The following is a 24,328-nucleotide window of genomic DNA, read 5'->3' as shown; positions in this document are numbered from 1 at the left end:
AAAGTAGTGAGCAGCATGATTGTAAAAATAAGTGAACTGTTAAATTCATTTCTGTACATAAAGATATTCAACATTCCATTTATAATTATTTGGGTAATTGCAACTGGGGTTTTTTGTACCATCCAATTCAAATTCACTAACTTTAGATTGTTCAAGCATGGAATACAGACGCTATTCAATCTAAAGTGTAATAACAATAACAATGGCATAATCACTCATATTCAAGCGTTTGCAACAGTAATTTCAGGAACAGTTGGTCTTGGAACAATATCAGGAGTTGCAATAGCTATCACAATAGGGGGCCCAAGTGCAGTTTTTTGGATGGTAATTACCGGAATACTTGGTATGTCGATAAAGTTTGCCGAGGTGGTGCTTGCATTCACCTATCGCTCTGAAAATGCAACTGGCGGGGCTTTTTATTACATGAAGTACGGGCTTGCAAAAATTGGATTTGCAAAAACTGGTAGATTTCTTGCCTTTACTTATGCGATTATGCTACTTATTGCAATGATTTTGGGCGGTATACCATTTCAAGCGAATCAGATAGCAGCATTGTCAAATAACCTCTTCGAATACAACGCATCTATTATTATATCCCTGCTTGTCTTTATTGTAATATTGGGAGGAATAAAGCGCATTGCTTTCGTTTCAACGAGCTTAGCACCAATTATGATAGTGCTATATATGGGTATGTGTATATATTTAATTTATGTAAACAGAAGTAATTTGCTGAATGCTCTATCCATAATATTCCAAGACATCTTCAATAAATCAGCTATAGGAGGCGGAGTATTGAGCGGATTAATAGCAGGAGTGAGAAGATCAGTGTTTGCTAACGAAGCAGGTACCGGAACAGCAGCTATAGCACATTCAGCTGTAAAAGAAGAAGATCCAATTAAAGTTGGATGCGTTGCAATGATTGCACCACTTATAGACACAATACTAATCTCATTTTTGACTGGTATCGTGATAATTATTACTGGTATGCATAGCACTGATAACGTGGGTGATATTACACTAATTAGTTCGGTATTTTCAACAGTTTTGCCCTTGTTCAGCAAGTTAGTTTTTCCGCTAATGATGTTTTCCTTTGCATTTTCTACAATAATAGCTTATTGTTACTACTGTGAAGTTGCTCTGCTGTATTTATTTGGTAATAAAAAAATACTGATACCGTTCCAAATTCTTATAGTGGTTTCAGTATATATCAGTTGTATGTCAAAAAATATAGAATTTATATCTTACCTAGGCGACAGTTTGTTCATGTGCCTTATGATTCCAAATGCTGTTGCAATATATCTACTAAGAAGGGAAGTTTTGAATACAATAGATTCTTATTACAATTCTAAAGGGTATTAACATGATTTATAGATTACTTTGTATGGTGTTATTTTGCCTATTGTTTAATGATGTGTACGCTGCTTCAGGTTTTTATGAAAGTTATGATGCTGTGTTGAATGGAATAAATAACTTCATGAATGAAGTGCTGTTTTTCAAAATCCTTTACGTGCCATTTATAATCTTTCTACTAGCTTTTGGTTATGTGTTTCTAACATTACGTTTTGGATTTCTCAACATAAGAATGTTTAAGCATGCGTTTGCTATTTTATGTGGAAAATATGACACGAATCACCATGATGGTCATATTACGCATTTTCAGGCATTTATGACTGCACTTTCAAGCACAGTAGGCCTTGGAACTGTTGCTGGAGTCGCAATTGCAGTTTCAATGGGAGGGCCAGGAGCGGTGCCTTGGATGATGATTACAGGTTTTTTTGGTATGTCAGCAAAATTTGCCGAAGTGACTTTAGCATTTAGACATAGAACAGAAGATCAGGAGCAATTGTTTAGTGGTCCCTTTCAGTATATAAGGAATGGTCTGGAGGAATTTGGATTTAAAAAACTTGGTATTGTTTTAGCTGCAATATATGCAGTATTCTTTGTATTATCAGGTCTTGGTGGAAGTGTAGCGTTTCAAACCAACCAAATGGTTTCAATATTATCTGGCTATTCAAGTTGGGTAGATGGTCACTCTTGGTTTCTTTCTTCCATAATCTCTGCGCTGCTTGCTCTAGTGATTATTGGCGGAATTAAAAGGATAGCTAGAGTATCTTCTGCACTAGTGCCTATTATGTCACTCATATATATATGTAGCTGCCTTATTATTATTGGATTTAATATCCACAATCTTGGTCACACATTTAAGATATTATTTTCCAGCATGATAGATTTTAATGCTGTTGGCGGAGGGATGGTAGGAGCATTTGTTGCTGGAATTCAAAGAGCAATTTTTGCCAGCGAAGCTGGTGTCGGCTCTGCTGCAATTACTCATGCAACAACTAAAGATGAAGAACCAGTAAGAACTGGGCTTGTTGCTATGATAGAACCGTGTTTTGATACAATGCTCACTTGCTGTTTAACTGGAATAACGATAGTAATAACAGGTGCATACCAGACTAGTGTTGGTGAAGGGATATTAATCACTCAAAAGGCATTTGAAACTGTTTCTTCATGGTTTCCTATACTTTTAACCATAGCTGCACCTTTGTTTGCATTTTCTTCAGTAATTTCGTTTGTATATTGTTGTGAAATGGGGTGGCTATATTTATTCGGTGCAAAAAGTATAGTGATATATCGCATAGCAGTAATAATTGTAGCGTTTTTTTCTGCTCTTTCTAAAGATATAATGGCTATTGCCAATATCGGTGGAACTTTGTTCTCTTGTTTAGCTCTCATCAATATGACAGCGCTTATACTGTTTAGTAATCAGATTAACGATGAAGTTCAGTGCTACCTAAAAAGGCTGAGGAATAATAAAATTAATTAGGTTCTTGGTATAATGGAAAAGCATGTAGTCCTTATACTATCCTACATATTAGGTTCAATACCGTTTAGCTTAATCATTACAAAAATAAAAGGGATAAACTTAAGAGAAGTAGGTTCAGGAAACATTGGCGCTACAAACGTTGCAAGAACAGGAAATAAATGTCTTGCTGCTCTGGCATTACTTCTGGATTCCTTAAAAGGATTCATCGCAGTTTATATAGCACAACAATTTTGTGATAATAACGATTTTTATATATATGTATCTGCAATTTTAGCAGTTTTAGGGCACATGTTTCCTATTTGGCTAAAATTTAAAGGAGGTAAAGGAGTTGCAACAACTCTGGGAGTGTTGATAGCGTTTAACATACCTGCGGCATTAGTGTTTATATTTGCCTGGATAGTGGTATTTTTTATCTTTAGATACTCTTCTCTTGCTTCTTTGACTGCTACTTCAACGGTTGTAGCATGGTCCTTTTTTTTTCAGAGGAATTTGTTCTTAACATTACTAGTTATAGGAACACTAGTTTTTCTCAAGCACTACAAGAATATTATGAATCTTCTGCAAGGCAAGGAACATAAATTTTTATAATTCATGTGCTGACCCTGTTGCTTCTTATATTATCGATGTTTGGGTCGGTTAATTTTCCTGGATTAATATATTCAAGATTTTCTATTGTATCTACTACATTCTGTTCACTACAATCCAAGCTAAACAAATTTCTCATTAAAGGTATCTTGATTTCTTGAATAAAATTAGAAGTTATTTGGTTACTGCTATCATCTGACTTATCCCAGGCATTGAGGATTTCTTTATGATTCTTCTTTTTTTGCAGCTCTTTCTTAATAAACTCACATGCCTCATCTTCTGCACATATTCCAATTCTATCTTCTACAAGGTATTCTACTCTAATACCAGGGTGTATTCCTTCTAATGACTTTAACATTGCACCAATAATACCAGTAAAGCAGGTTTCAGGAACAATTGTTCCTTTAGCATAGTTCATGGCATACATTAAAGACTTTACTAACTCTTGCCTTTTTACTGCAACTGATTCACTATCTCCACTATTACAAGCCTTTAGAACCAAATATAAAATTTGCCCCCCCATGAGTCCAGAAACATGAACTTGTTCATCATTATTGCACCATTCATTAAGAAAGTTAATAAATTCTTTTTTATTATTGTTTCCAAGCTCTTTTTCCCCTTCTACGAACTTAATAAACTTAACAAATTCATCATTATGTATAACACCATTAGGTTCTGGTATCTTCTCACCATATTTATCTTTTAGTGTATTAATACTGTCAATAATGCTATCATTTGCCATATGAGGCATCATATGTTCTTTCATAGCATTTATTACATTTTTTGTACCAACTAAATTCTCATACAAACCATCGGAAAGTAGCTTTAATGAAGCTTTAAGTAAGGCTATAGGGTTAAGTGTTGCTGGCCTTGTTTCGGGCTGCAATAGGATTATTCCAATTGCCAATGGTATCGGCGCCAGCAGCCAAGCTAATATTAAAGACTTAGAGAAAAAATAATAAATTGTTAGCCCAGCAATACATGAAACTGCGATTGACTTGATTATGTTACCTTGACCAAATATTTTCCAATATTCTTTATTACTTATTTTTTCCCCACCTTTTATTTTTTTATATCCAAGAAATGTTTTAATTTCTGTATCATATAGAGTAGATACTAAGCTAGCTATTATCGAAGTAGGAATGGTTACTATAGTTAACGCATAATAAAAAGATAAATAGAGAGCAATTCTAACTTTACTGGAACCACTGCAAGGAAATTGTATTTGAGAGATACCTATCATAGCTTACCTTCAACATCATTACGCTCTAGTAATAGCATAGTAATTTAAAACGTCAATGTTTAAGTATCTTATTATCCGCACACTCATCGTATTCGATCTCGACTGTAGAGTGTGCTATCTCGAACCTATTTAGTAGTATTTTTTTTATCTCATACAAAATATCAGTGTGTTGTGCATCTTGCTTTACTTTGGCATGCATGGTAATTATAAAATAATTATCAGACAGTGACCATGCATGTATGTGGTGCACATCTATCACTTCAGATAATTCTGATGTGATCTTACTTTTTATTTCCTCAGTAGATATCCCTTCAGGTGTGCCTTCAAGAAGTATGTGGCAAGAATTCTTTAGAATTTTGTAGCCACTATTCAAAATGATTATACTGACAAATACCGATAAAATCGGATCCACCATTTGCCATCCAGTAAACATGATAATTATGGATGCAAGTATAGCAGCTACAGAACCTAAAATATCTCCTATAACGTGTAGTACAGCACTTTTTATGTTTATATTGCTCTCGCATTTACTATGTAATATAAAAAAGACTATAATATTAGAGATCAGGCCAAGTGTAGCAATTACTAACATTACTTTCCACTCAACATTTACCGGAAAAATAAATCTTTTTATTGACTCAATTATAATGATTACTGCAATGAAGAATAAAGTTAAACCATTAACAAATGCTGCAATTATCTGCAACCGATGATACCCGTATGATCTTTGCAAATCAGATTTCTTAGCTGAAAATTTGTGTGCTAACCAGCTTAAAACTAAGGCAAAGAGGTCAGTGAGCATATGCCCTGCATCTGATAGTAGAGCAAGCGAATGTGAAATTATTCCACCTACTATTTCCATAAACATTGTTATCGCAACTATTATTATGGAATAGATTAAGCGCTTGGACTGTGCTGCTGAGTGTTTGCCGTTATGCACTGCTGTCATATAAAATCTTTTCATGAACAAAAACGTGGGTAACACTGGGTTCGAACCAGCGACCGCTTGCACGTCAAGCAAGTGCTCTACCAACTGAGCTAATTACCCATCGTGGTTTTAGTATAGTGCTTTGGTGGAATGAAAGTCAATTTGCTTTTAAATTCTTACCCTATCCTAATGTAACGTTAGAATTTAGATTTTTTTTGTGGTCAAGCTATAGAGCCTATAGCTAGTGCAGGTCAGGTTTTCCTACGTCATACCGCGATTCATTCGCGGTATCTCAGCATAGATTCCGCTAACACGTAGCGGAATGACGAGTTCATAGCTTACCAAATTATCGGTAAATCTAAATTGCTTTAGTTATAGCTATATCTTATATTGTTCATATTAAATTAATTACTTATATTTCTTCACTAAGATATAGATTATACCAATATGAAAATTCACACTTTTTTAGTAGAGATCACCTTATATTTGAAGAGTTAATAAATTAGAGGTTAGAATTATGACAATCAATCAACAAATAAATAAAAATATAACTAAAGAAGAATACTTTAACAATAACGGCAAAGGGTTTAATTCGCCACATGTTGTAGAAGTTAAAGATTTAAATATTAAAGTAGAAGTTTATTCTCATAATTTAAGAGCAAGTAAAATTGCAACAATTGAAAGTGAGATAAAAGAAACAGCTACTAGTTTTAAAGATACATTCAAGTTAGAACACAGCAACTCAGAACAAACATTTAAAATTTATATGTTTGATGACAAGGATGATTACACTCACCTTGGCGGAAGCGAGCGTTTCGGTTCTTACCTTGGAGATGAGGGTGGTAAATGTTACTACAAAGGGGAAGCTGATGTTTTTGCTGAAATGTATGTCTATCAGCAAGGTGGCGTTCATAACCTTCAGCATGAATTTGCACATGGTTTAACTTACTTGGCTACAGGAGGTAAGCACCTACCTACAGTATTAATGGAAGGAATTGCAGATTACTTTGAGCATCATTCAGATCATAAATTCAATTCTCAAGGATCAAGTATCGATAAAACTGAAGCTGCAAATTTGGATTTAGATAAAATTTTAAGTTTAGAATATTCAAAGGACAGCGAAGCAAATAGCCTGGTTTATAAAACAGGTCATGCGTTGATAATGTACTTACAGGAAAAAGATCCTAGTTTATTAAGAGACTACCTAGATGCTTTACGTCAAGGTAACTCAGATGAGTCAAAAAGTTTCTTGAAAGACATAAAAGGACATGATGCTGACTTCAAAAGTTGGCTTGCTGAGAATGATACAGAAACTGCTATGGAAGAAATTAATGCCCTACAAGTTACAAAAGGAGATTTTATAGCAACTGGTCAAGAAATAGTTGGTGGAGAAATTAAAAACATATCCTACTATAAAGCAAATATAGAAAAAATAGATGGAGAAAACGTTGGAAGTTTTTCTCCTGTAGAACATGTGTCGTTTTATGATTATGCTCGTGCTGTTAATAGGGCAACAAATGATAACCTCGATATATCAAAGGAATATCATTTCTTAAAGGCAGTAAAAACTGCTGATGGGCAGGTTAAGCTGACTTACTCTGACCAACAAGGTAATGAATATCAAAACAGTCAAGAGTATAAAATGCAAGCTTTAAGGATGCTATCAAAATATGGTGAAGATCTAAGAAAATCTTACTCTAATGGGAAAGAAGACTTAGAAAAAATACGTGCGAGCGAGCTAGAAGACTTAGATAAGCAGAAGGATATAGAATATGATGATGTGTTGAAAGGCCTGCGTGAACAGGAAGAAACACAGCATCATGATGCATACGAGCAACACAAAAGAGGAGAGATCTCTTATGAGAAATTTGTAGAAAAATGCAATTCAGCCAGCACTAATTATTGTAATGAAGATAAGAGATTATATAGTGCTACACAAGACAAATATACACAACTGAAAGATGCAATACTAGATAAGTATGAAAATTTAAAAAGTACCTTGCTTGATAAAACCATAAACACTGGCTTAGAACAAGTAAAAGCGACTAAGAACATCGATGTAGAAAAGATGTTAGAAGAGATGATCAATATCGATCCAAACTTAATCAGAGGTACTCACATTAATCTACAAGAAGGTAAGATTTTTTCTATGCAAGCTCATGGTCAAGGAGATATGGGTGCACTGTCTATATATGACGGAAATACAAAGCTTGGAGAATTATTGAGCGAATCAGGATTTTTTAAGCAAGTTGAAGGCCAAACTAAAGAAACTTTTGTTTTTGAGGACATATTGCACAACTTAAATGTTCAATATGATGGTGGTGCTTATATGGCGGTTACAAAAGAAAATGGTCATTATAAAGCTTCTCTGATAGATGGCAGAACAGTTGAACGCGATGAATACTTTGATGAAGCACATTTACATGAAAATGAATTGTTGCATCCTAGCACTGGACACATCCAAAAAGATTTAGATTCTCTGCTCCTTAGAGGTACCAAAATTTTGAATCATCAGGATTCAAAGCATGCACAATATTCTGATGAGCAAAAGGCAAATGGAGTAATCGTGGAAAAAGGAAAATTACTGGATAATAAGGGAACAGATAGGACAGACGACGATGTATACGAAGCGGTTGTAAAGCAAGGAGACGAGCGCTTACATGAATTCAAAAATATGGGCTTTTATATTACCGAAGAGGTGAAAAATGAAAGAGGTGAAATTACAAATGGAAGTAACTTGTTCATTCATGATCACGGAAAAAATGTGCGCTATGAGTTACCTGAAAAAGTTACTCATCTAAAGTTAGTGCAAAAGGATGGACAATATAAGTTAGCACCATCTGATTCTGAAGGGAGAGAGTATAATGGCATACCAGATGAATATAGATATATAGATCCAATATTTGCACATGAATATGAGAAGAGAGATTATTCCCATAAACATGTAAATGTGGGCCTTATAAACTTAGAGAAATATGGCTCTGGCAAACTTTTTGCTATAAAGTACGATCCAAATGATTACCAAATACAAAGAAACTCTAGCGGTGAAATAGTTAGAATAAAAGATCAAGCATATTTCACTAAAGTAAAACTATTTGATGGTGATACTGATGAAGAAATTGGAATGTTATCTAATAATTTCCATAACTTCAAAGGGAAAATATTCTTTTCTGCTGATTATAACTACAGTTATAACGACTTCCTCGCATCTGTTTCTCCTCAAGTTGAAATTGAGGACATGGGGAATGGAAGTAAAAAAATAACTTTCGATCAAGGTGATGGTGATATCGGTGACACTAATAGAGGCTACACGGACTATCAGAGAATATTCACAAAAGAGAAACAAACCGAAAGTCCAAAAGGGCAAGTAAGTGAAACTAAGACAGAAGTTGATACATCACACATAAGTCACAATACTACTAATGTTGTTGCACAAGCTGCTGAAGAGAGAACTGTATCAAACGACAATAGTGAAATGCAGTCTGATCAGCCAATTCCATCACAAAGTTTAACAAGAACGAAAAGAACAGCTTCAGTGGAGGAGAAAGAGCAAGAACAGGTAGTATTAAAAGACACAATTCTCAAAATAGAAAAGAGTCGCGAGCAGGACTCAGAAGGGAAGCACAAGGCAAATGTAACCATAGATTATAATGATGTGAAAGCCTTGTATGATAGAGCGGAAGGAGCAGAAAAGCAATCTGTGTTAAAGTTTTGGCACAAATTGGCTGAATCAGGATATAAGGTTGGTGCTTTGCCGGAAGACAAATACTATTTTGAAAAAGGCAAATTCGTAATCCACGATAGTGGCACAAAGAAGCTTATAGTGTTACCTGAAGATAAGGTGTCCATCAAAATAATGAAGGATGGTGATAGTTATAGTTTAGCTATATCAAGTGGTAATGGCAAAGTAATAAGCAGCATTAGTAAAATAGATAATCCAAATTACGAATTGCTGTCAGATTCAAGTCATTTCAATTTAGGGGAGCAAGATAATATTGTATTATCAGATCAACATCACGAATATAATCTTTATCTAGAGAATGGCTTTGTGAAAATGTTTGATTACACAAGCGACCACATTTATCACGACCACAACTCAGCCTACATCTAATACATACAAGGAGGCAAGTATAGCTGACCCAAGCAACACGTCATACCGCGATTCATTCGCGGTATCTCTTAGCCGCTAACAAGTAGCGGGATGACAGCAGTCCTACGTCATACCACCGCGAACCGTCATACCGCAGCGGTATCTCTAGATCCCGCTAACAAGTAGCGGGATGACGGTTGTCAGGCTAGCTGTCATCCAAGTAGCCCCTTCGGTGTCATGCGAGTAGCCCCTTCGGTGTCATCCCAGTGCCCAGACACTGGGATCTAGTTAAGTTGATGAGCATAAAAGTAGCCGTTTTATATTAAAGTACAACGTTTCTGATGATGGAAAAATGGATCCCAGTGTCATGCACTGGGATGACAGGAGAGGGGAGTGGGATGACAAGAGAAGAATTCTAAAATGAAAAGTTTCAAGGAAATCTTATGTAAAATCTAGCATTAACGAAAATTATACTATTTTCATGCATGCTATGGTTTTTGTAATTAATGGAGGGTGATATGTCGGCTAGTTTAAAATTTGAAAGCGCTGTAGGAACAGCAGCAACAGATTTAAGTCATGTTAAAATTATAACTTTAGCAGATAAGAAGGGTAATAAATATACTTTAGACGTAACAGGAGATGATCTTAAATTGGAATATACACCAGATAAAAACCTGCAGTAGAGTACAAGGTAGATGGTTTAGCAACAGCTCTTGGAAGTTTACTTAGTACAAAAGATAATAATAAATCAGTTCTAGTGGGTACATTAGGAGAATTTCTTGGTAGCTCAGACAAAGCAAAGTATGATGGTACAAATGACCAAACAGCAAAGGCGTTCTTAGGAGGTAAAGGGCTACAAGGAGCAGATGGAGCTCAAGGCCCAAAAGGAGAGAAAGGGGATCCAGGAAAAGATGGTAAAGATGGAGTTCAAGGCCCACAAGGAGAGAAAGGCCTACAAGGAGAGAAAGGGGATCCAGGAAAAGATGGTAAAGATGGAGTTCAAGGCCCACAAGGAGAGAAAGGCCTACAAGGAGAGAAAGGGGATCCAGGAAAAGATGGTAAAGATGGAACAAGTCCATCAGCTGCTGAAATAGCTGCTGATCAAGCCTTACAAAAGCATATAGCAGCGATAAATATAAAAAGTCCAGAATTTAAAGAAGCTGTGCAAGAGGAAATGTCACAACCGTCCTTTGACATTCCACCAAGTGATGATGCTGCACTTAATTGGACTTGGTAATACAGCAAGTAGTCACGCTACTTGGATAACACCTAACACCCCACAATGTCATTCCAGCGCGTGACGCTGGAATCTAGGAAAGTTTGCTTGTAAGCAAGCAAACTTATTTGGTGAGTATAAAAGCATAGCTAACGCGAGCTCTACGCCATACCGCCACGGTATCTCTAGATCCCGCTAACAAGCAGCGGGATGACGATTGTCAGGGTGTCATCCCAGCGCCTCTCTATAATGTCATCCCAGTGCCCATACACTGGGATCCAGATTGGACACTAAGTTGGTGAGTATAAAAGCATAGCTAATGCGAGCTCTACGTCATACCGCCGCGGTATCTCTAGATCCCGCTAACAAGCAGCGGGATGACGATTGTCAGGGTGTCATCCCAGCGCCTCTATGATGTCATCCCAGTGCGTGACACTGGGATCTCATTTTACTTTATGATGATGTCATGAAAGTAGCCTCCTTCTCCTGTCATCCCAGTGCTTGACACTGGGATCCAGATTGGACACTAAGTTGGTGAGTATAAAAGCATAGCTAACGCGAGCTCTACGTCATACCGCCGCGGTATCTCTAGATCCCGCTAACAAGCAGCGGGATGACGATTGTCAGGGCGTCATCCCAGCGCCTCTATGATGTCATCCCAGTGCCCAGACACTGGGATCCAGATTGGACACTAAGTTGGTGAGTATAAAAGCATAGCTAACGCGAGCTCTACGTCATACCGCCGCGGTATCTCTAGATCCCGCTAACAAGCAGCGGGATGACGATTGTCAGGGTGTCATCCCAGCGCCTCTCTATAATGTCATCCCAGTAGCCCCTATAATGTCATCCCAGTGCGTGACACTGGGATCTCATTTTACTTTATGATGATGTCATGAAAGTAACTGACACTGGGATCCAGAAGACTTAATTTCAACCAAATAATAAAGGCTAGATCCCAGACTGGAATGACATCATAGGGGCACTGGGATGACAGCAGTCCTACGTCATACCGCGATTCATTCCTACGTCATACCGCGATTCATTCGCGGTATCTCTTAACATAGATCCCGCTAACAAGCAGCGGGATGACACCTCTCTTGGGCTCTTTTAGCTACAAACATTAAGAAATTTACCAAACGAAAAAAAAGGCAAAAGAAGCCCCGTGGTGCGAGTTTTGACTCTATATTACTGTAAGTGGCGCTGTAATAATGTGCTAACGCTTAAAATAAGCGCGATTTGGCTGAATGTAGAAAAAATTTAAAAGACATGCAGCCGCTATAATTTTATGTAATCCGCCAAAAAATACCCTAAGTTTTTTACTGAATTTTGTCATTGAGCCTGCAGGTCAAAAACAAGTTTTGAGTCAGAAATACCCTTAATACTACAATAAGGGGGTTGGCGGAGTTTGTCAAGGAAGTTTTGCATTTAATCCGTTTATGGCTTAGGTGCCGGCCAGCTACTTGACTCCCGGCTGGGTCGAATTTGTATAGCTACATTGTCGGTAAATCTAAATTGCTTTAATAATTTTGATTGAAAAATAGTTTTTCTATTATATAAATGCTACTTTAGGGTAATCAAAATGGAAGACGATAAATATAGCCTAGGTTTAAGAGTTATCCATTGGTTGATGGCTGTTTTTATTATTGGTATGCTTTGCTCTGGACTTTATATGAAAAGCTTACCACTTAGCAATGAGATTAAGTTCAACATATACGCTATTCATAAGGCTTGCGGTATCACTATTCTTGGACTAATCATAGTACGCATATTTTTTCGCGTCTTTACTTATGTTCCACGACTTCCAGCAAATTTTTCTCGATTTGTAATCAATGCAAGTAAAACAGTACACTTTGGTTTATATTCTTTAATGGTGCTAATGCCACTATCTGGCTATGTTATGTCTTCTGCTTCTGGCAAAAAGATCAAGTATTTTTTTCATATCCCTTTGTTGATTAATCAAAACAAAGATCTAGCTAACACGGCTAATCAGCTACATTCGATGCTTGCATGTTTTATGGTACTCTTTATAATCTTGCATATACTTGGCGCTTTGAAACACACATTTATAGATAAGCAAAACATTTTTAAACGTATGATATAGGTTATATGTTAAGTAGCCTCTGGAAAAAAGGAACAGATTTTCTTGGTAGTGAGTTTGCGATAATGGGTGGTGCTATGAGCTGGGTTTCAGAGAGAAACTTGGTTTCGGCAATCTCAAACGCTGGTGGTTTTGGTGTAATTGCATGTGGTGCAATGTTTCCAGACCTATTGAAAAAAGAAATCATAGAGACACAGAAATTAACTAACAAATCATTTGGTGTAAACCTAATTACTATGCACCCAAAGTTGAGTGAGTTGATAGATGTGTGCATTGAAACGAAAGTGAGCCATATAGTGCTTGCTGGCGGATTACCAACGAAGCCTAATATAGAAAAAATCAAGAGTGCAGGCATTAAAGTTATGTGCTTTGCACCAGCATTAAGCCTTGCGAAAAGGTTAGTAAAAATGGGAGTAGATGCGTTAATAATAGAGGGAATGGAAGCAGGCGGGCACATAGGGCCAGTTAGCACTTCTGTTCTCGCACAAGAGATATTGCCTCATTTAAAAAATGAACAAATACCAGTGTTTGTTGCAGGTGGAATAGGAAGAGGTGAAATGATAGTTAATTACTTAGAAATGGGGGCAAGTGGCTGTCAAATAGGTACATTATTTGTCTGCACTAATGAGTCAATTGCCCACAAAAATTTTAAGAAAGTGTTTATTAAATCAGCCGCACGTAATGCAATACCTTCTGTACAGATAAGTGCTGATTTTCCTGTAATTCCAGTAAGAGCTATAGCCAACAAAGCAAGTGATGATTTTATGAAGCATCAAAAAAAGTTATTGATGAATACCAAAAGGGACAGATCTCAAAAGAAGATGGGCAGCTTGAAATAGAAAAGTTCTGGGCTGGAGCTTTAAGAAGAGCAGTAATTGATGGAGATGTTGAAACGGGATCTTTAATGGCCGGTCAAAGTGTTGGCATGGTTGATAGGGAAAAGCCTGTAAAAGAAGTGATAGACATATTAATTCAACAGGCAAACAATTATATTGAAATGTAGAAGTAGAAGAGCAAATAATTATCCATAATACGGCATAATTGCCCAGTTTTAATGTAAAATTAACGCTAAAAAGGTATCTATACATTTTATTATGTATGGAGAAGTCTATGCCAAGTTCTAAAAAAGATATTAACCAACAATTGCGCGACACTATATACAAAAAGGTAACAAAAAAAACACATAGTAATCAAAGTCCAAAAAAAAATGGAGATGGAACTATCGCAAAATGCATAGAGTTGTTCAACAAAGGAGCTGACCCTAACGTATTAATTCAATTAGAAAAATCACTGAGAGAGCAAGAAAAATATCAAAAATACTATAATTATTACACCGAGAAATTTCTTCCAGCATTGGAAGTAGAAATAACAAACTCAAAAAAACTAACTACAGCAAAAAGAACGGAAATAGAAAAAATAATTATGGAACTAATAACTTTAGATGTTGTTAGCAAGAGCAGCAGTGTAAGCTCAATACCAAGTGCTGTTAAAGAAAATATTGAAGATCAAATGCAGCTAGGACATATTGAAGAGCAAAACAACACACAAGAAACACCCTTGAATATAGCTGAGAAAAAAAGTGGTGATAATAAAATACTTAGTAATTTAGGTATTACAGAAGAAATACTTGAAAAAGATAGCAAGGTTGTGGAAGAAATAAAGGAGCATAAGCAGACTTCTGAACTCAGTAATGATAATGATTCAGATAGTAGAATAGATTCACCTAGAAAGAGTGAAGAAAGTTTGGAATTACCAGTAAGGAGCAGTATAAGCTCTACTGAAGAAGATAGTAATCCACAAAAAGCAGAAACTGAAAATAAAGTGCTGCTAGAACAGACCACAGAAAAAAAGCCAGCTCAGGTGTCATACCAGTGCGTGACACTGGGATCCAAAAAAAAGAAAATATGGACCCAAGTGGTCAGGCTACTCAGAGGACAGGTAGTCAGCCAGTGAAATCTGAAGAACAAAAGGACAAAAAAAATACCATTACAACCATGCAGAAACCTCCTGTGAATGAGAAAAAGGGTGAAGATACTCCACTTAAACAACCCAATAACAGAAATCTTCACGTTGCACTTGTAGCAGGTTGTGCTCTCTCTACAATAGGGTGCATTGTTGCAGGAGCAATGACATCAGGACTGGTAGGAGCAGGACTACTTGCTATGGCTGCAGTGTTTGCTATAGCAGCAGTAGCTGAATTGCATTCAAACTTCCTATCAAGTAAATTAACATCCATTAATGTGGAACCTCTTGTTGATGATAAAAAGCTTACAGCATGTTCACATCTGTAAAAATTAAATATGTGTTACTTGTAGTGGATAAGTGAATTCAGTTCTTGCCTATTGATATAAAAGTTGTTATATTTGAGGAATATTTAAAGGGTATTTAGTTGATGCGCATTCAATTGAATAAAGTTTTGGTTTTTATAGCCTTATTAAGTTTCATTTTTGCATCATATTCTAGCGAAGCTTCGGTGAGTGATGAATTAAAGGATGTACAAGAAACAGTAAAAGATTTTATTTCTTCATTTTCAATTAAAGATACTGTAGAAAATATGAGTCCTTCAACAATCATAGGGTTGTGTATAGCTGCGGTGATACTTGCAGTAGTGTTCAGAGGTCTAATCTTTTTTATGATAATGTTTGGTGTACTGATCATGATGTTTGGTAGTACAGAAAAGGCAACAGACTACTTAAAAGAAAAATTTAATTTTGCAAAAGATATAAAATTACAATCCGATAGCGAAAAAAAAGATAAAAATTAAGATAGTATTTTTATCTTTTTTAATTATCTTTATTGAATACGCATATGCAGCTAAAAGTACAAGCAATTAACTCTAAGTTTGAAAAAAAGAACAACTTAGCATTACTAGAGAGCATTGATTTAGATTTCATTCCTTATGCTTGTCATTACAATGAAGAAACTATACTAACAAAACAGGGAGAGTTGTTAAAAATAATCAAGTTAGAAGATTATTCTTCTGTTGATAATTACAGCGACCTTAGAACTGAAATTAGAAAAAGCATATCAAAAAATATTAATAGCCTATATTTTACCGTTTGGATTCATACTGTCCGAAAGCGCAATAAATTGAGCTTAAAATGGAATAAAACTGAAGACTTCTCTGATAAGCTACATTCAGCGCGGTTTGATAAACTCACTGATAGTAAATTACAGTATATAAATGAATTATATATTGTAATATTGTTTAGCGATTTTGGTAAGCATACTAATAATTCATTTTTTTTTAATAGAATAAAGAATAAGCATAAGCTGTCTTTACAAGAAAGCCACCAGGAGTTGCAAAAGATAACTGACTTAATTCACGATGATTTAGGACCTTTTGGAGCTAAAAAACTGGGTCTAAGATTTAGTGAAGGTAAAATATATTCTGAAATGATAGAATTTCTCCACTATATTGTTACATTAACGCACAAAGATTATCCAATACATGAAAGGGACCTGTCGCAATATATTAGAAATTTTAAAATAGCTTTTGGTTTCAATACGTTTCAGACAATCTTTGAAAATCAACAGAAATTTGGCTCTGTTTTCAGCATAAAGGAATACCGAGAAATCTCCTTAGGCAATATAGATAGGTGCTTGCAGCTTGAATCTGAATTTATCATTACAGAAATAATGATATTTACTAGTAATAGTAAGGCAATAAAAGAATTTAATAAACAAATTAACATGCTGCAAATTAGTGAGGATAATACCTTACTTAAAAGCTCAGGAATTGAAGAAATAATAGAGCTTGAAAAGACCTCTAGTCTAGACTTCTGCCAACAGAAAATTATTTTTACAATATTTGCAGACGATAGGAATAAGTTAGCCGAAAATATTAGTGATTTATCTTCTATAATGTCATTAATTGGCTTCATGATATTTAGAACTGATCTACATATGGAAAGTCATTTTTGGGCACAACTTCCGGGCAATTTTACCTTTATTACACAACCGAAAAATATATTAGCAAAATATGCTTGCAGTTTTGCTATGCTGCATGATTTTACGTCAGGTACATTAAAAGGAGGAAGGTGGAAAGAAGCGGTAACAGTTTTTTTCTCAAAAGAAGGAAATCCTTACTTCTTTAATTTCTATGGAAAAAGAAATAATGGCCATACTACGATACTTGGAGCTCCAAATTCAGGCAGAACTTCACTCATTAATTTCCTATTATCAGAATCAAGAAAGTTTAACCCAAGAATTGTCATATTGGATAACACTGGAAAGTCGATAATTTTTACTAAAGCAGTGAGTGGTAAATATTATATAATCGATCCGAAGTATAAGGACAAAAGCCTAAAATTTAATCCACTAAACATTGAAGATAGTGCTTCCAATCGCAATATGTTGGTTGAACTGATCAAAAGAATGGTAGCCGATACGAGCTTGGTGGACGTAGAAGAAAAGATAAGAAAAATTGTGGATTCTATATTTGCTATACCCAAGGAGTCACGTTCTATTGCGCAAATTTCTGAGGTGCTTTTGCTCCTCGGGGGTAAAATAAGTAGATGGTGTGACGGTGGTGAGTTTGCTTACTTATTTCAAGATGGTAATGAATCAGATATTGACTGGGAAACAAAAATTATATCTCTCAACACCGCAAACCTCACAAAACGAAAAGAATGTATGTCCGTGATACTTTACTATTTTTTATATTCTTTTGAGGCAAAATGTGATGGCTCGCCTGCAATACTTGTTTTGGATGAAGCATGGGAGATAAGTAATATCTTTCCTACAGAGAAAGAGTTTGATAACTGGATGCAAAGAATGACGGAACTAAATGTTGTAGTAATCCTAAGTACTGAAAACTTAAACCTCGCATTTGCTAGCAAATTTACTCAATATTTAGATAAACATGTTGATACAAGGATCTTGATGCCAAACGTCAATGCAAATAGGTTATACATGAAAGCATTTTCTTTATCGAAAGAGGAGCTGAATATAATTCTGCAGACGCCAACACAGGAAGGTTTATTTTTGATAAAGCAGTATAAAGGGTTAGTAACTTTAAATTTAGATTTAAAGAATATGCAAGAAATACATGTACTTTCAGCTAACAAAGAGACGATAAAGTATATGTACGAGGCAATAAAGGAAAAAGGAGAAGAAGTTAATGAGTGGTTACCGGTGTTTTATGAGAAGTGTAAAGCTTAATTTCTTATTGATGTTCTTTTTGATACTTGGTCTTTCGTATCAAGGATATGCTGATTGTCCGAATTTTGTAACGAGTAATACTTGGTTCGAAGCAATAGTTAGCGGAGATTGGGTAAAAGAAATTAAAGTACAAGCAATAAAAGATCAAGGAGTTGATGGCTATTTTAATCCTAAAATTAGAGTATGTGCTTATGATGGAAAAAGTTATTGTTATGACTTACAAAGCGGGGAATCCTGCCGCCAAATATATGGAACACAAAGTACAGGTGGGGGTGTTTCTGCTGCAGCTTTTATTGACTGGGGAGGGGATAAAATGCTGAATGGTGGAAAAATTCATGGACAGGTGACACGGGGTCTTGAGTGGGAATGGGCAGATGGTGTTACTGATGAGGAAAAAAGAAGATTCGCTAACTCTCCTAAAATATGCGCTTGCAGTCAAAAGGGTGCTTGTATATCAGGTATTTCTGCATGTGGTTCTAGAGTTTTTTCAGGGGAAAATATCTTTCGCCCTGGAGAAATGGAAAATGTTTGTGATACTTGCTATCAGGAAAAAGTAAAATGTGCCCCTGTGCCACTTGCACCTGGCCCCCCTCCGTTCTGTGAGCAACTTGCGATGTCACCTCCACAAGTTAGAATTGTTCCTATAACAGATGAAGACAATGATTACTTTAACCCTAAAGTTAAGGTAATCATTGGTGATCTGAAAGGAGGAGACGGAGAGATTGGAGAAAAATTAGATTTCCCTAAAGGGTATGGAGAAGATAAAGCTGAGTGGCGCTCTATTTTAGACAAAGATGGCATCACGTACTACTTCAAAACTTATAGAGAAAAAGATAAGCTCTGCGCTGAATACCTTGGAACTCAAAGTATAGATGAAAAAAATCCACAGTTCGTCCGCTGTTTCCCGGCACCACCTACTCCAGAGCCTGAAGTAGTAGAGATAGTAAAAAGTAACACGCCTGGAAAACAGAGTAACACGTTAAAGATAAGAATGAAGATGAGTGAGAACACTTGTACTTATGAAGCACGTGGAACCTACAGCAATGGTTTATGTACTTTTAATGTTAATGCTGGTTCTTCTACAAACATTGGCCCTCTATCTTTAAAGGTAGTAAAACCGAGAATAGTTAAAAAAACAACTGATAGTAATAACGAAAAAAGTTATATTGATAATATTATAGAAGGTATATTAGAAAGTAATCCGCAACAATTTAAAGTTCTGAAAGAATATGACTATGTTCCTGATATTGAAACAGAATGTAAAGAGTTTCAAGGAAATAAATGCAAATTGAACAGCTTAGGACAACCAGAAGTAGAAATAAAATATAAAGAAAATTCTAACAGTAGAATGCTTTGTCTTTCTGGATGGCAGCCAGAACCAGAAGAGTTTGTTCTTGAAAGAGAAAATAAAATAATACCACTAAAATTAATGGGAACAAAATATATTAAATACAATGCTGTTTATTCAAAGGAATCAAATCGGTTCTATTATCTTCCAAGCAAGGAAAGGGAAACAGTCGACCTCTTAAAAATAAAAAGACTTCAAGATCAGTTGGATAAAATAATATTTAATAAGCAAGGGTATGTTTTCTTCCCTGACGACAATAAACAGGAAAAGGGGAAATGCAGTTACTGTGTAAAAAGAAATGATGAGATAGACAAGGCATTTAAATCTGGTAAAGGACTGAAAGTAGTATACAAATTGACGGATGTAGAGCATAGAGAAAAATGTAATCAAGGTGATGATGGTTGCATCTGCTCTGATGGAAAATGCAGCCGTTCAAAACAATATTTGAATAAAAATGAAAATGATAAGCCATTCTACTTAAGGTATGAGGAAGTGGATTGTAAAGATAAGGATGGTAAAGTATTAAGAGATGAAAAAAATGAAGTACAAAAGTGTACACAATTAAAAGATCAACTGATTAAAGCAGATAGAACAGAGGTCTTTTACGCTGATAAATTGTGTAGGTTCGATTTAGAAGGTCTCAAAAAGAAATTAAAAGAAAAATTAAAAGAGATAATCAAGGAACAGCTGAAAAATAAGAAACCAGATCTTGAAAAAAATAATGAAAAATCCTATGATCATGAAAATAAAGATGTTTATACAGATGACTTATCAATAAAATTTGATCGTGTTGAAATAGAAGCGTGGGGAAGTGGTGAAGCAGGTCATATAAAAGATACACCTATTAACTGCGAATCTTCTGTATGTTCCACTGAAAGTAGAGCAGGAATGCCAGGCGATTATATTAAAGCTAAACTGAAAATTGACCCTAATTATCCTGTAATTAAGGTGAAAGTTACAGAGGGAGGGGGTAACCAGGAAAATAACTCCTCAGATAAGGACGGAGGACCTATTTTTATAAAAATGTGTCGTTCAGACAAACAAGATTGCAAGCCATTAATCACTGTTGCAGGTGGAGGTATGTATAGAACATATGGTCCTGAACGTACAAGTTATCGGGACACAATAATTCATGAACCGAGTTTAGAGTTAGAAAAAACAGTCATACCAGCAAGTGCATTGAAGTTTACTGAAGATAATAAAATAACATATATAGAAGATGGTCAAGTCAAGTATGAAATAATAGAGTGTGGAAGTGGTTTGAGAAGCAGTAAACCTGGTGCAGGTGGTTGCATTTATAAAAGCAAAGAAATTTATGGTAAAGGCTCTCCAGGGTATGTGAAGATTAGACCTATTATAAAGGAATTTGACAAAGAAGAAATAAATGATGCTATTGAAAAAGTGACAAGAGATCTATATGATCTTGAAGCTATGACTGATTTTTCGACGAAGGACCTTAATGTGAATATAAGAGAGAAAGTTGAAGAGGAAATCAAAAAAGAATTGTTAAGGTAAAAAGATATAACTCTGAAAATTATGCTCTCGTTTTAATAATTAATTAAAGTAAAGCATGTAGTAAATGGTGTATCTTAACAAAAAGGTATAACGAATGTAGGAGGGTGCTTTATGTCTCTAAAGAATAAAATTTCTGAGCTAATAGAACAACAATTTAGCATTAAATACCATGACAATTATTTGGCTACCACTATACATAAGTGGGCTGCAAATGAAATATCTAATTCTATTGCTTTTTGCATAATTGGTTGTGGAAATTGCAAGATTGGATATTAAGATGTTGCAAATTCATTCAACATAACAAAAGAAGAAATTGATCAAGGTAATATTGCAAGCATAGAAAGCAAAATAAAAAGTGAAGCTGAAAAATCAGGTAGTGAGTTTCTTAAGTTGATTTCTAGAATGGATCAATCGCTAAGAGAACAAAGTGAAAAGTCTATTGTACAAATTTTAAACTCATCTGCTGAGGAGATGTTACAGAGTTTTTGTGACAGCACTATATGGCAAAATAATTCTCCAGAACCTCAAGAAGTTAGTGCAACTCCTGCTTCATCTGAAGAGTCTGCTACAGAAGGTCCGGAAACTAGTGTTAATCCAGATCCTTTATCAACCTAATCAACCCCATATATATGTTTTTTTTGTACCCATGCTTTACGTTTTGGGGTGGAAAGAAAGCACCATTCTTCGTTGCATTTTTCTATTTTCATTACAACGAACTTGTCTATTTTCATAGTAATCTTGCTGTCTACACTCTGTTTTTGATATCCATAAGTATCTTCTTTTATCATTGCGTGGTGCTTATCACTAAGCAGATTGCCTTTTATCCATCCGCAGTCTTCATCTATATCGCAGACCTTTTTCCAACTCTCAAACTCTTCTATCACTTTCAGGGGCAGATTTTTGCAAGTGTATATCCATTTTACAGGATAGTGAAACCCTGGCCCTGTTCTCATGTTGATTTTGTTTGACTTTGTTGAAACAAAGTTATTAGCAAACAAGCTATGACTAAATAATAAAAACAATAGGATAATAGTACTGAACCAAGATCCCAGTGTCACGCACTGGGATGACGTGAGGGATAGTGTAACAGACTTATTCATCATAATTCACGATTAGATTGACATAAGATAAAGAGTAAATTAAAAATTGAATAGATCTTTAAATGCAAAATCAATGCCTATAGAAATATTAATGCCTGCTCTTTCACCGACAATGAGCAAAACTGGAGGAAAAATTGTCAAGTGGCATAAAAAAGAACAAGACAAAGTTGAAGTAGGCGACGTAATTGCTGAGATAGAGACTGATAAAGCCATAATGGAGTTTGAATCTATAGATGAAGGAGTTTTAGCAAAAATTTTAGTAACAGAAGGAACAAGTGGCGTGCCTGTAAATCAACCAATAGCTTTAATGCTGGAAGAAGGAGAAGATGAAAGTGCACTTAACAACTATACTTCAACTTCCATCAATAGTGCAGTTAAAAAGGAAGTGACAAAAAGTGCTGTTGATAATCAAAAATCAGAACACCAAGATTTAAACGGAAAGCCAACAAGTCATTCTTCGGTGTCATTCCAGCGCGTGACGCTGGAATCCAGAAGAAAAGAACCAGTGTCAGCTACTCAGATGACAGAGGGTTATGTAGAAGGTAGAATAAAAATAAGCCCATTAGCTAAGAAAATAGCTCAAAATGAAGGGGTTAATGTGCAGCAATTAAAAGGTACAGGACCATATGGTCGCATAATTAAGGCTGATGTGTTGGAGTCTTTAGGTAGTGGTACACGCATTGAAAGTCGTGAAAGGCCCGAGGAAGATACCATGGTTGAAGTAAGCAATATGCGCCAAGTGATAGCACAGCGCTTAACTGAATCCAAACAGAATGTTCCACATTTTTATTTAACTGTAGACTGCCAGGTTGATAAGTTAATATCGTTAAAAAACGAGATTAGCTCAGCAGATGAAAATAACAAAGTAACAATTAATGACCTAATCATAAAAGCTGCAGCTTTCAGCATGAAAAAATTTCCTGATATAAATTCTTCGTGGATAGATAATAAAATACTTAAATACTCGAATGTAGACATTTCAATCGCTGTTGCACTTGAAGATGGGCTAATTACTCCTATAGTAAAAAATGCTGATAAAAAGGGTATTTTATCTATATCAAAAGAAGTGAAAGATTTAGTAAGCAGAGCAAGATCTGGAAAATTAAGGCCAGAAGAATTTCAAGGAGGTGGGTTTACTATTTCCAATTTAGGAATGTTTGGTATAAAAGCCTTCAGTGCTATAATCAATCCGCCGCAATCTTGCATTATGGCAGTTGGTGCATCCAAAAAACAACCAATTGTTATGAATGAGAAAATAGAGATAGCAGAAATAATGACAGTAACACTTTCTGTTGACCATAGAGCAGTTGATGGAGCATTAGGAGCAAAATTTTTAAATGCCTTTAAGCATTATATAGAGAGTCCTCTGGCGATGCTTATTTGAAACCTATTAGCATCGTTATTACAAAATTAATACCTCTAAGTTTATAATTCTACTAGTTAATAGGCTTAGAGGTAAAAAAATGAATACTACAGTAGAAAAAAATAATCCAAAAATTTTTCCTAAAAATGAAGGAAAGATTAACTCAAAAGGCATGGTTGCCCCACCGGTACCACCAAGAGCACCAGAGACCAAGTTATCGTCGCAGAATGAGTTAGAAAAAATAGTAAAGCTTAAGAAAGTTGCTCCACCTGTTCCTCCGAAATCTTCCCAAGCTAAATTTGCTGGAATAAAAGCGATTTTTGAGCGAAATGCATCTCATTCCCAAGCAAATGATAGTAATAAAACAGTAAGTAGCAATCTTGGAAGAACATTTGGCCCAACAATGCAAAAACTCATGAAAGACAATATTCATAGCACTTCTAACAAACAACGCCGTGATTCAGGGGATAGTGGTATCAGTGATGTTAGTAGCAGTACTCTTGATAAAAAAGCTAAAGCTTACAATCCACTTGATTGGAATCCAATCTATCAAGGTAAAAAGCGCTTTAGCTTAGACAATATGTCGAGTAATTCGTCTTCATGTAGTGAAAAAAGCAATATTTCAGATATAAGCGATAAGTCTAATAATTCAAACATTGTCAGATGTAATATTACTAGGAGTAACAGTAAGGAAGACCTTCGTAAACCTGATGCTTCACATAATGACAAATCTGCAGGTAAAAAATTATCTAATGTCAACGTAAGCGAATTAATCAGAAAGTTTGAACAAGGTAATAACATAGTAAAGGGGCGTTAATCAAATATTACCCTATCTTTGTATATGCAAAGGTA

The 24,328-nt window shown here is 35.5% G+C and carries 17 protein-coding genes, 1 tRNA gene and 2 pseudogenes; 16 read left to right on the top strand and 4 right to left on the bottom strand.

Annotated elements, in window-relative coordinates:
• Positions 1-15 precede the first annotated feature (15 nt).
• From NMD99_RS04560 to plsY, 3 genes are read left to right on the top strand one after another with little or no spacing between them, the layout of a single operon-like run.
• Positions 16-1,359, top strand: coding sequence for an alanine/glycine:cation symporter family protein (locus NMD99_RS04560; RefSeq protein ID WP_253309421.1), 1,344 nt, complete (start codon positions 16-18; stop codon positions 1,357-1,359).
• 1 nt (position 1,360) lies between these two features.
• Positions 1,361-2,827, top strand: a complete 1,467-nt coding sequence (locus NMD99_RS04555) for an alanine/glycine:cation symporter family protein (protein WP_253309422.1) — start codon at positions 1,361-1,363, stop codon at positions 2,825-2,827.
• Between the two features lie 12 nt (positions 2,828-2,839).
• Complete coding sequence (plsY, locus tag NMD99_RS04550; protein WP_309165635.1) at positions 2,840-3,415, top strand: glycerol-3-phosphate 1-O-acyltransferase PlsY; 576 nt, start codon at positions 2,840-2,842, stop codon at positions 3,413-3,415.
• 1 nt (position 3,416) lies between these two features.
• Here the strand turns inward: plsY and NMD99_RS04545 are convergent, their stop codons facing one another.
• The 3 genes from NMD99_RS04545 to NMD99_RS04535 form a co-directional block, all read right to left on the bottom strand.
• Entirely contained in the window at positions 3,417-4,655 is a 1,239-nt protein-coding gene (locus NMD99_RS04545; RefSeq protein WP_309165634.1) for a hypothetical protein, read from the bottom strand.
• A 52-nt stretch (positions 4,656-4,707) separates the two neighbouring features.
• A complete protein-coding gene (locus NMD99_RS04540) occupies positions 4,708-5,619 on the bottom strand; it encodes a cation diffusion facilitator family transporter (protein WP_265017443.1) in 912 nt (303 codons plus the stop codon).
• An 11-nt stretch (positions 5,620-5,630) separates the two neighbouring features.
• Positions 5,631-5,703, bottom strand: a tRNA-Val gene (locus NMD99_RS04535).
• Between the two features lie 397 nt (positions 5,704-6,100).
• Between NMD99_RS04535 and NMD99_RS04530 the strand changes: the two genes are divergently transcribed.
• The 11 genes and pseudogenes from NMD99_RS04530 to NMD99_RS04475 all read left to right on the top strand — a co-directional run bounded on the left by NMD99_RS04530 (position 6,101) and on the right by NMD99_RS04475 (position 21,628).
• Entirely contained in the window at positions 6,101-9,694 is a 3,594-nt protein-coding gene (locus NMD99_RS04530; protein ID WP_309165632.1) for a peptidase M2, read from the top strand.
• Between the two features lie 497 nt (positions 9,695-10,191).
• Entirely contained in the window at positions 10,192-10,356 is a 165-nt protein-coding gene (locus NMD99_RS04525) for a hypothetical protein (RefSeq protein ID WP_309165630.1), read from the top strand.
• 74 nt (positions 10,357-10,430) lie between these two features.
• Positions 10,431-10,910: a collagen-like domain-containing protein gene (locus NMD99_RS04520; protein WP_309165628.1), complete on the top strand. Its 480-nt coding sequence runs from the start codon at positions 10,431-10,433 to the stop codon at positions 10,908-10,910.
• A gap of 1,558 nt (positions 10,911-12,468) precedes the next feature.
• On the top strand, positions 12,469-12,990 hold the full coding sequence (locus NMD99_RS04515) for a cytochrome b (protein ID WP_253307207.1): 522 nt from the start codon (positions 12,469-12,471) through the stop codon (positions 12,988-12,990).
• 5 nt (positions 12,991-12,995) lie between these two features.
• A pseudogene (locus tag NMD99_RS04510) lies at positions 12,996-13,990 on the top strand (NAD(P)H-dependent flavin oxidoreductase).
• A 107-nt stretch (positions 13,991-14,097) separates the two neighbouring features.
• Positions 14,098-15,278 (top strand): annotated as a pseudogene (locus tag NMD99_RS04505) (hypothetical protein).
• Positions 15,279-15,379: 101 nt separating this feature from the next.
• Complete coding sequence (locus tag NMD99_RS04495) at positions 15,380-15,751, top strand: hypothetical protein (RefSeq protein WP_187297371.1); 372 nt, start codon at positions 15,380-15,382, stop codon at positions 15,749-15,751.
• Between the two features lie 44 nt (positions 15,752-15,795).
• Positions 15,796-18,150 (top strand): VirB4 family type IV secretion/conjugal transfer ATPase, encoded by a 2,355-nt coding sequence (locus tag NMD99_RS04490; RefSeq protein WP_264687856.1) that lies wholly within the window; start codon positions 15,796-15,798, stop codon positions 18,148-18,150.
• Positions 18,110-21,013 (top strand): hypothetical protein, encoded by a 2,904-nt coding sequence (locus NMD99_RS04485; protein WP_309165621.1) that lies wholly within the window; start codon positions 18,110-18,112, stop codon positions 21,011-21,013. The genes NMD99_RS04490 and NMD99_RS04485 overlap by 41 nt, the downstream gene beginning before the upstream one ends.
• A 111-nt stretch (positions 21,014-21,124) precedes the next feature.
• A complete protein-coding gene (locus NMD99_RS04480; protein ID WP_265016560.1) occupies positions 21,125-21,289 on the top strand; it encodes a hypothetical protein in 165 nt (54 codons plus the stop codon).
• Positions 21,290-21,415: 126 nt separating this feature from the next.
• A complete protein-coding gene (locus tag NMD99_RS04475) occupies positions 21,416-21,628 on the top strand; it encodes a hypothetical protein (protein WP_253307210.1) in 213 nt (70 codons plus the stop codon).
• Here the strand turns inward: NMD99_RS04475 and NMD99_RS04470 are convergent.
• Positions 21,625-22,113, bottom strand: coding sequence for an SH3 domain-containing protein (locus tag NMD99_RS04470; RefSeq protein WP_265017449.1), 489 nt, complete (start codon positions 22,111-22,113; stop codon positions 21,625-21,627). The two genes, NMD99_RS04475 and NMD99_RS04470, sit on opposite strands and share 4 nt — an antisense overlap.
• A gap of 73 nt (positions 22,114-22,186) precedes the next feature.
• On the opposite strand from NMD99_RS04470, the gene NMD99_RS04465 reads away from it, so the two are divergent.
• Both NMD99_RS04465 and NMD99_RS04460 read left to right on the top strand, forming a co-directional pair.
• Complete coding sequence (locus NMD99_RS04465) at positions 22,187-23,497, top strand: pyruvate dehydrogenase complex dihydrolipoamide acetyltransferase (protein WP_253310000.1); 1,311 nt, start codon at positions 22,187-22,189, stop codon at positions 23,495-23,497.
• A gap of 79 nt (positions 23,498-23,576) precedes the next feature.
• Complete coding sequence (locus NMD99_RS04460; RefSeq protein WP_253307212.1) at positions 23,577-24,293, top strand: hypothetical protein; 717 nt, start codon at positions 23,577-23,579, stop codon at positions 24,291-24,293.
• The last annotated feature ends 35 nt before the right edge of the window (positions 24,294-24,328 follow it).

The sequence above is a fragment of the Wolbachia endosymbiont of Listronotus oregonensis genome (genome assembly GCF_031205055.1).
Lineage (GTDB): Bacteria > Pseudomonadota > Alphaproteobacteria > Rickettsiales > Anaplasmataceae > Wolbachia.
The sequence above is the reverse complement of the archived record's forward strand: the minus strand, read 5'-3'. Positions and strand labels throughout refer to the sequence as shown.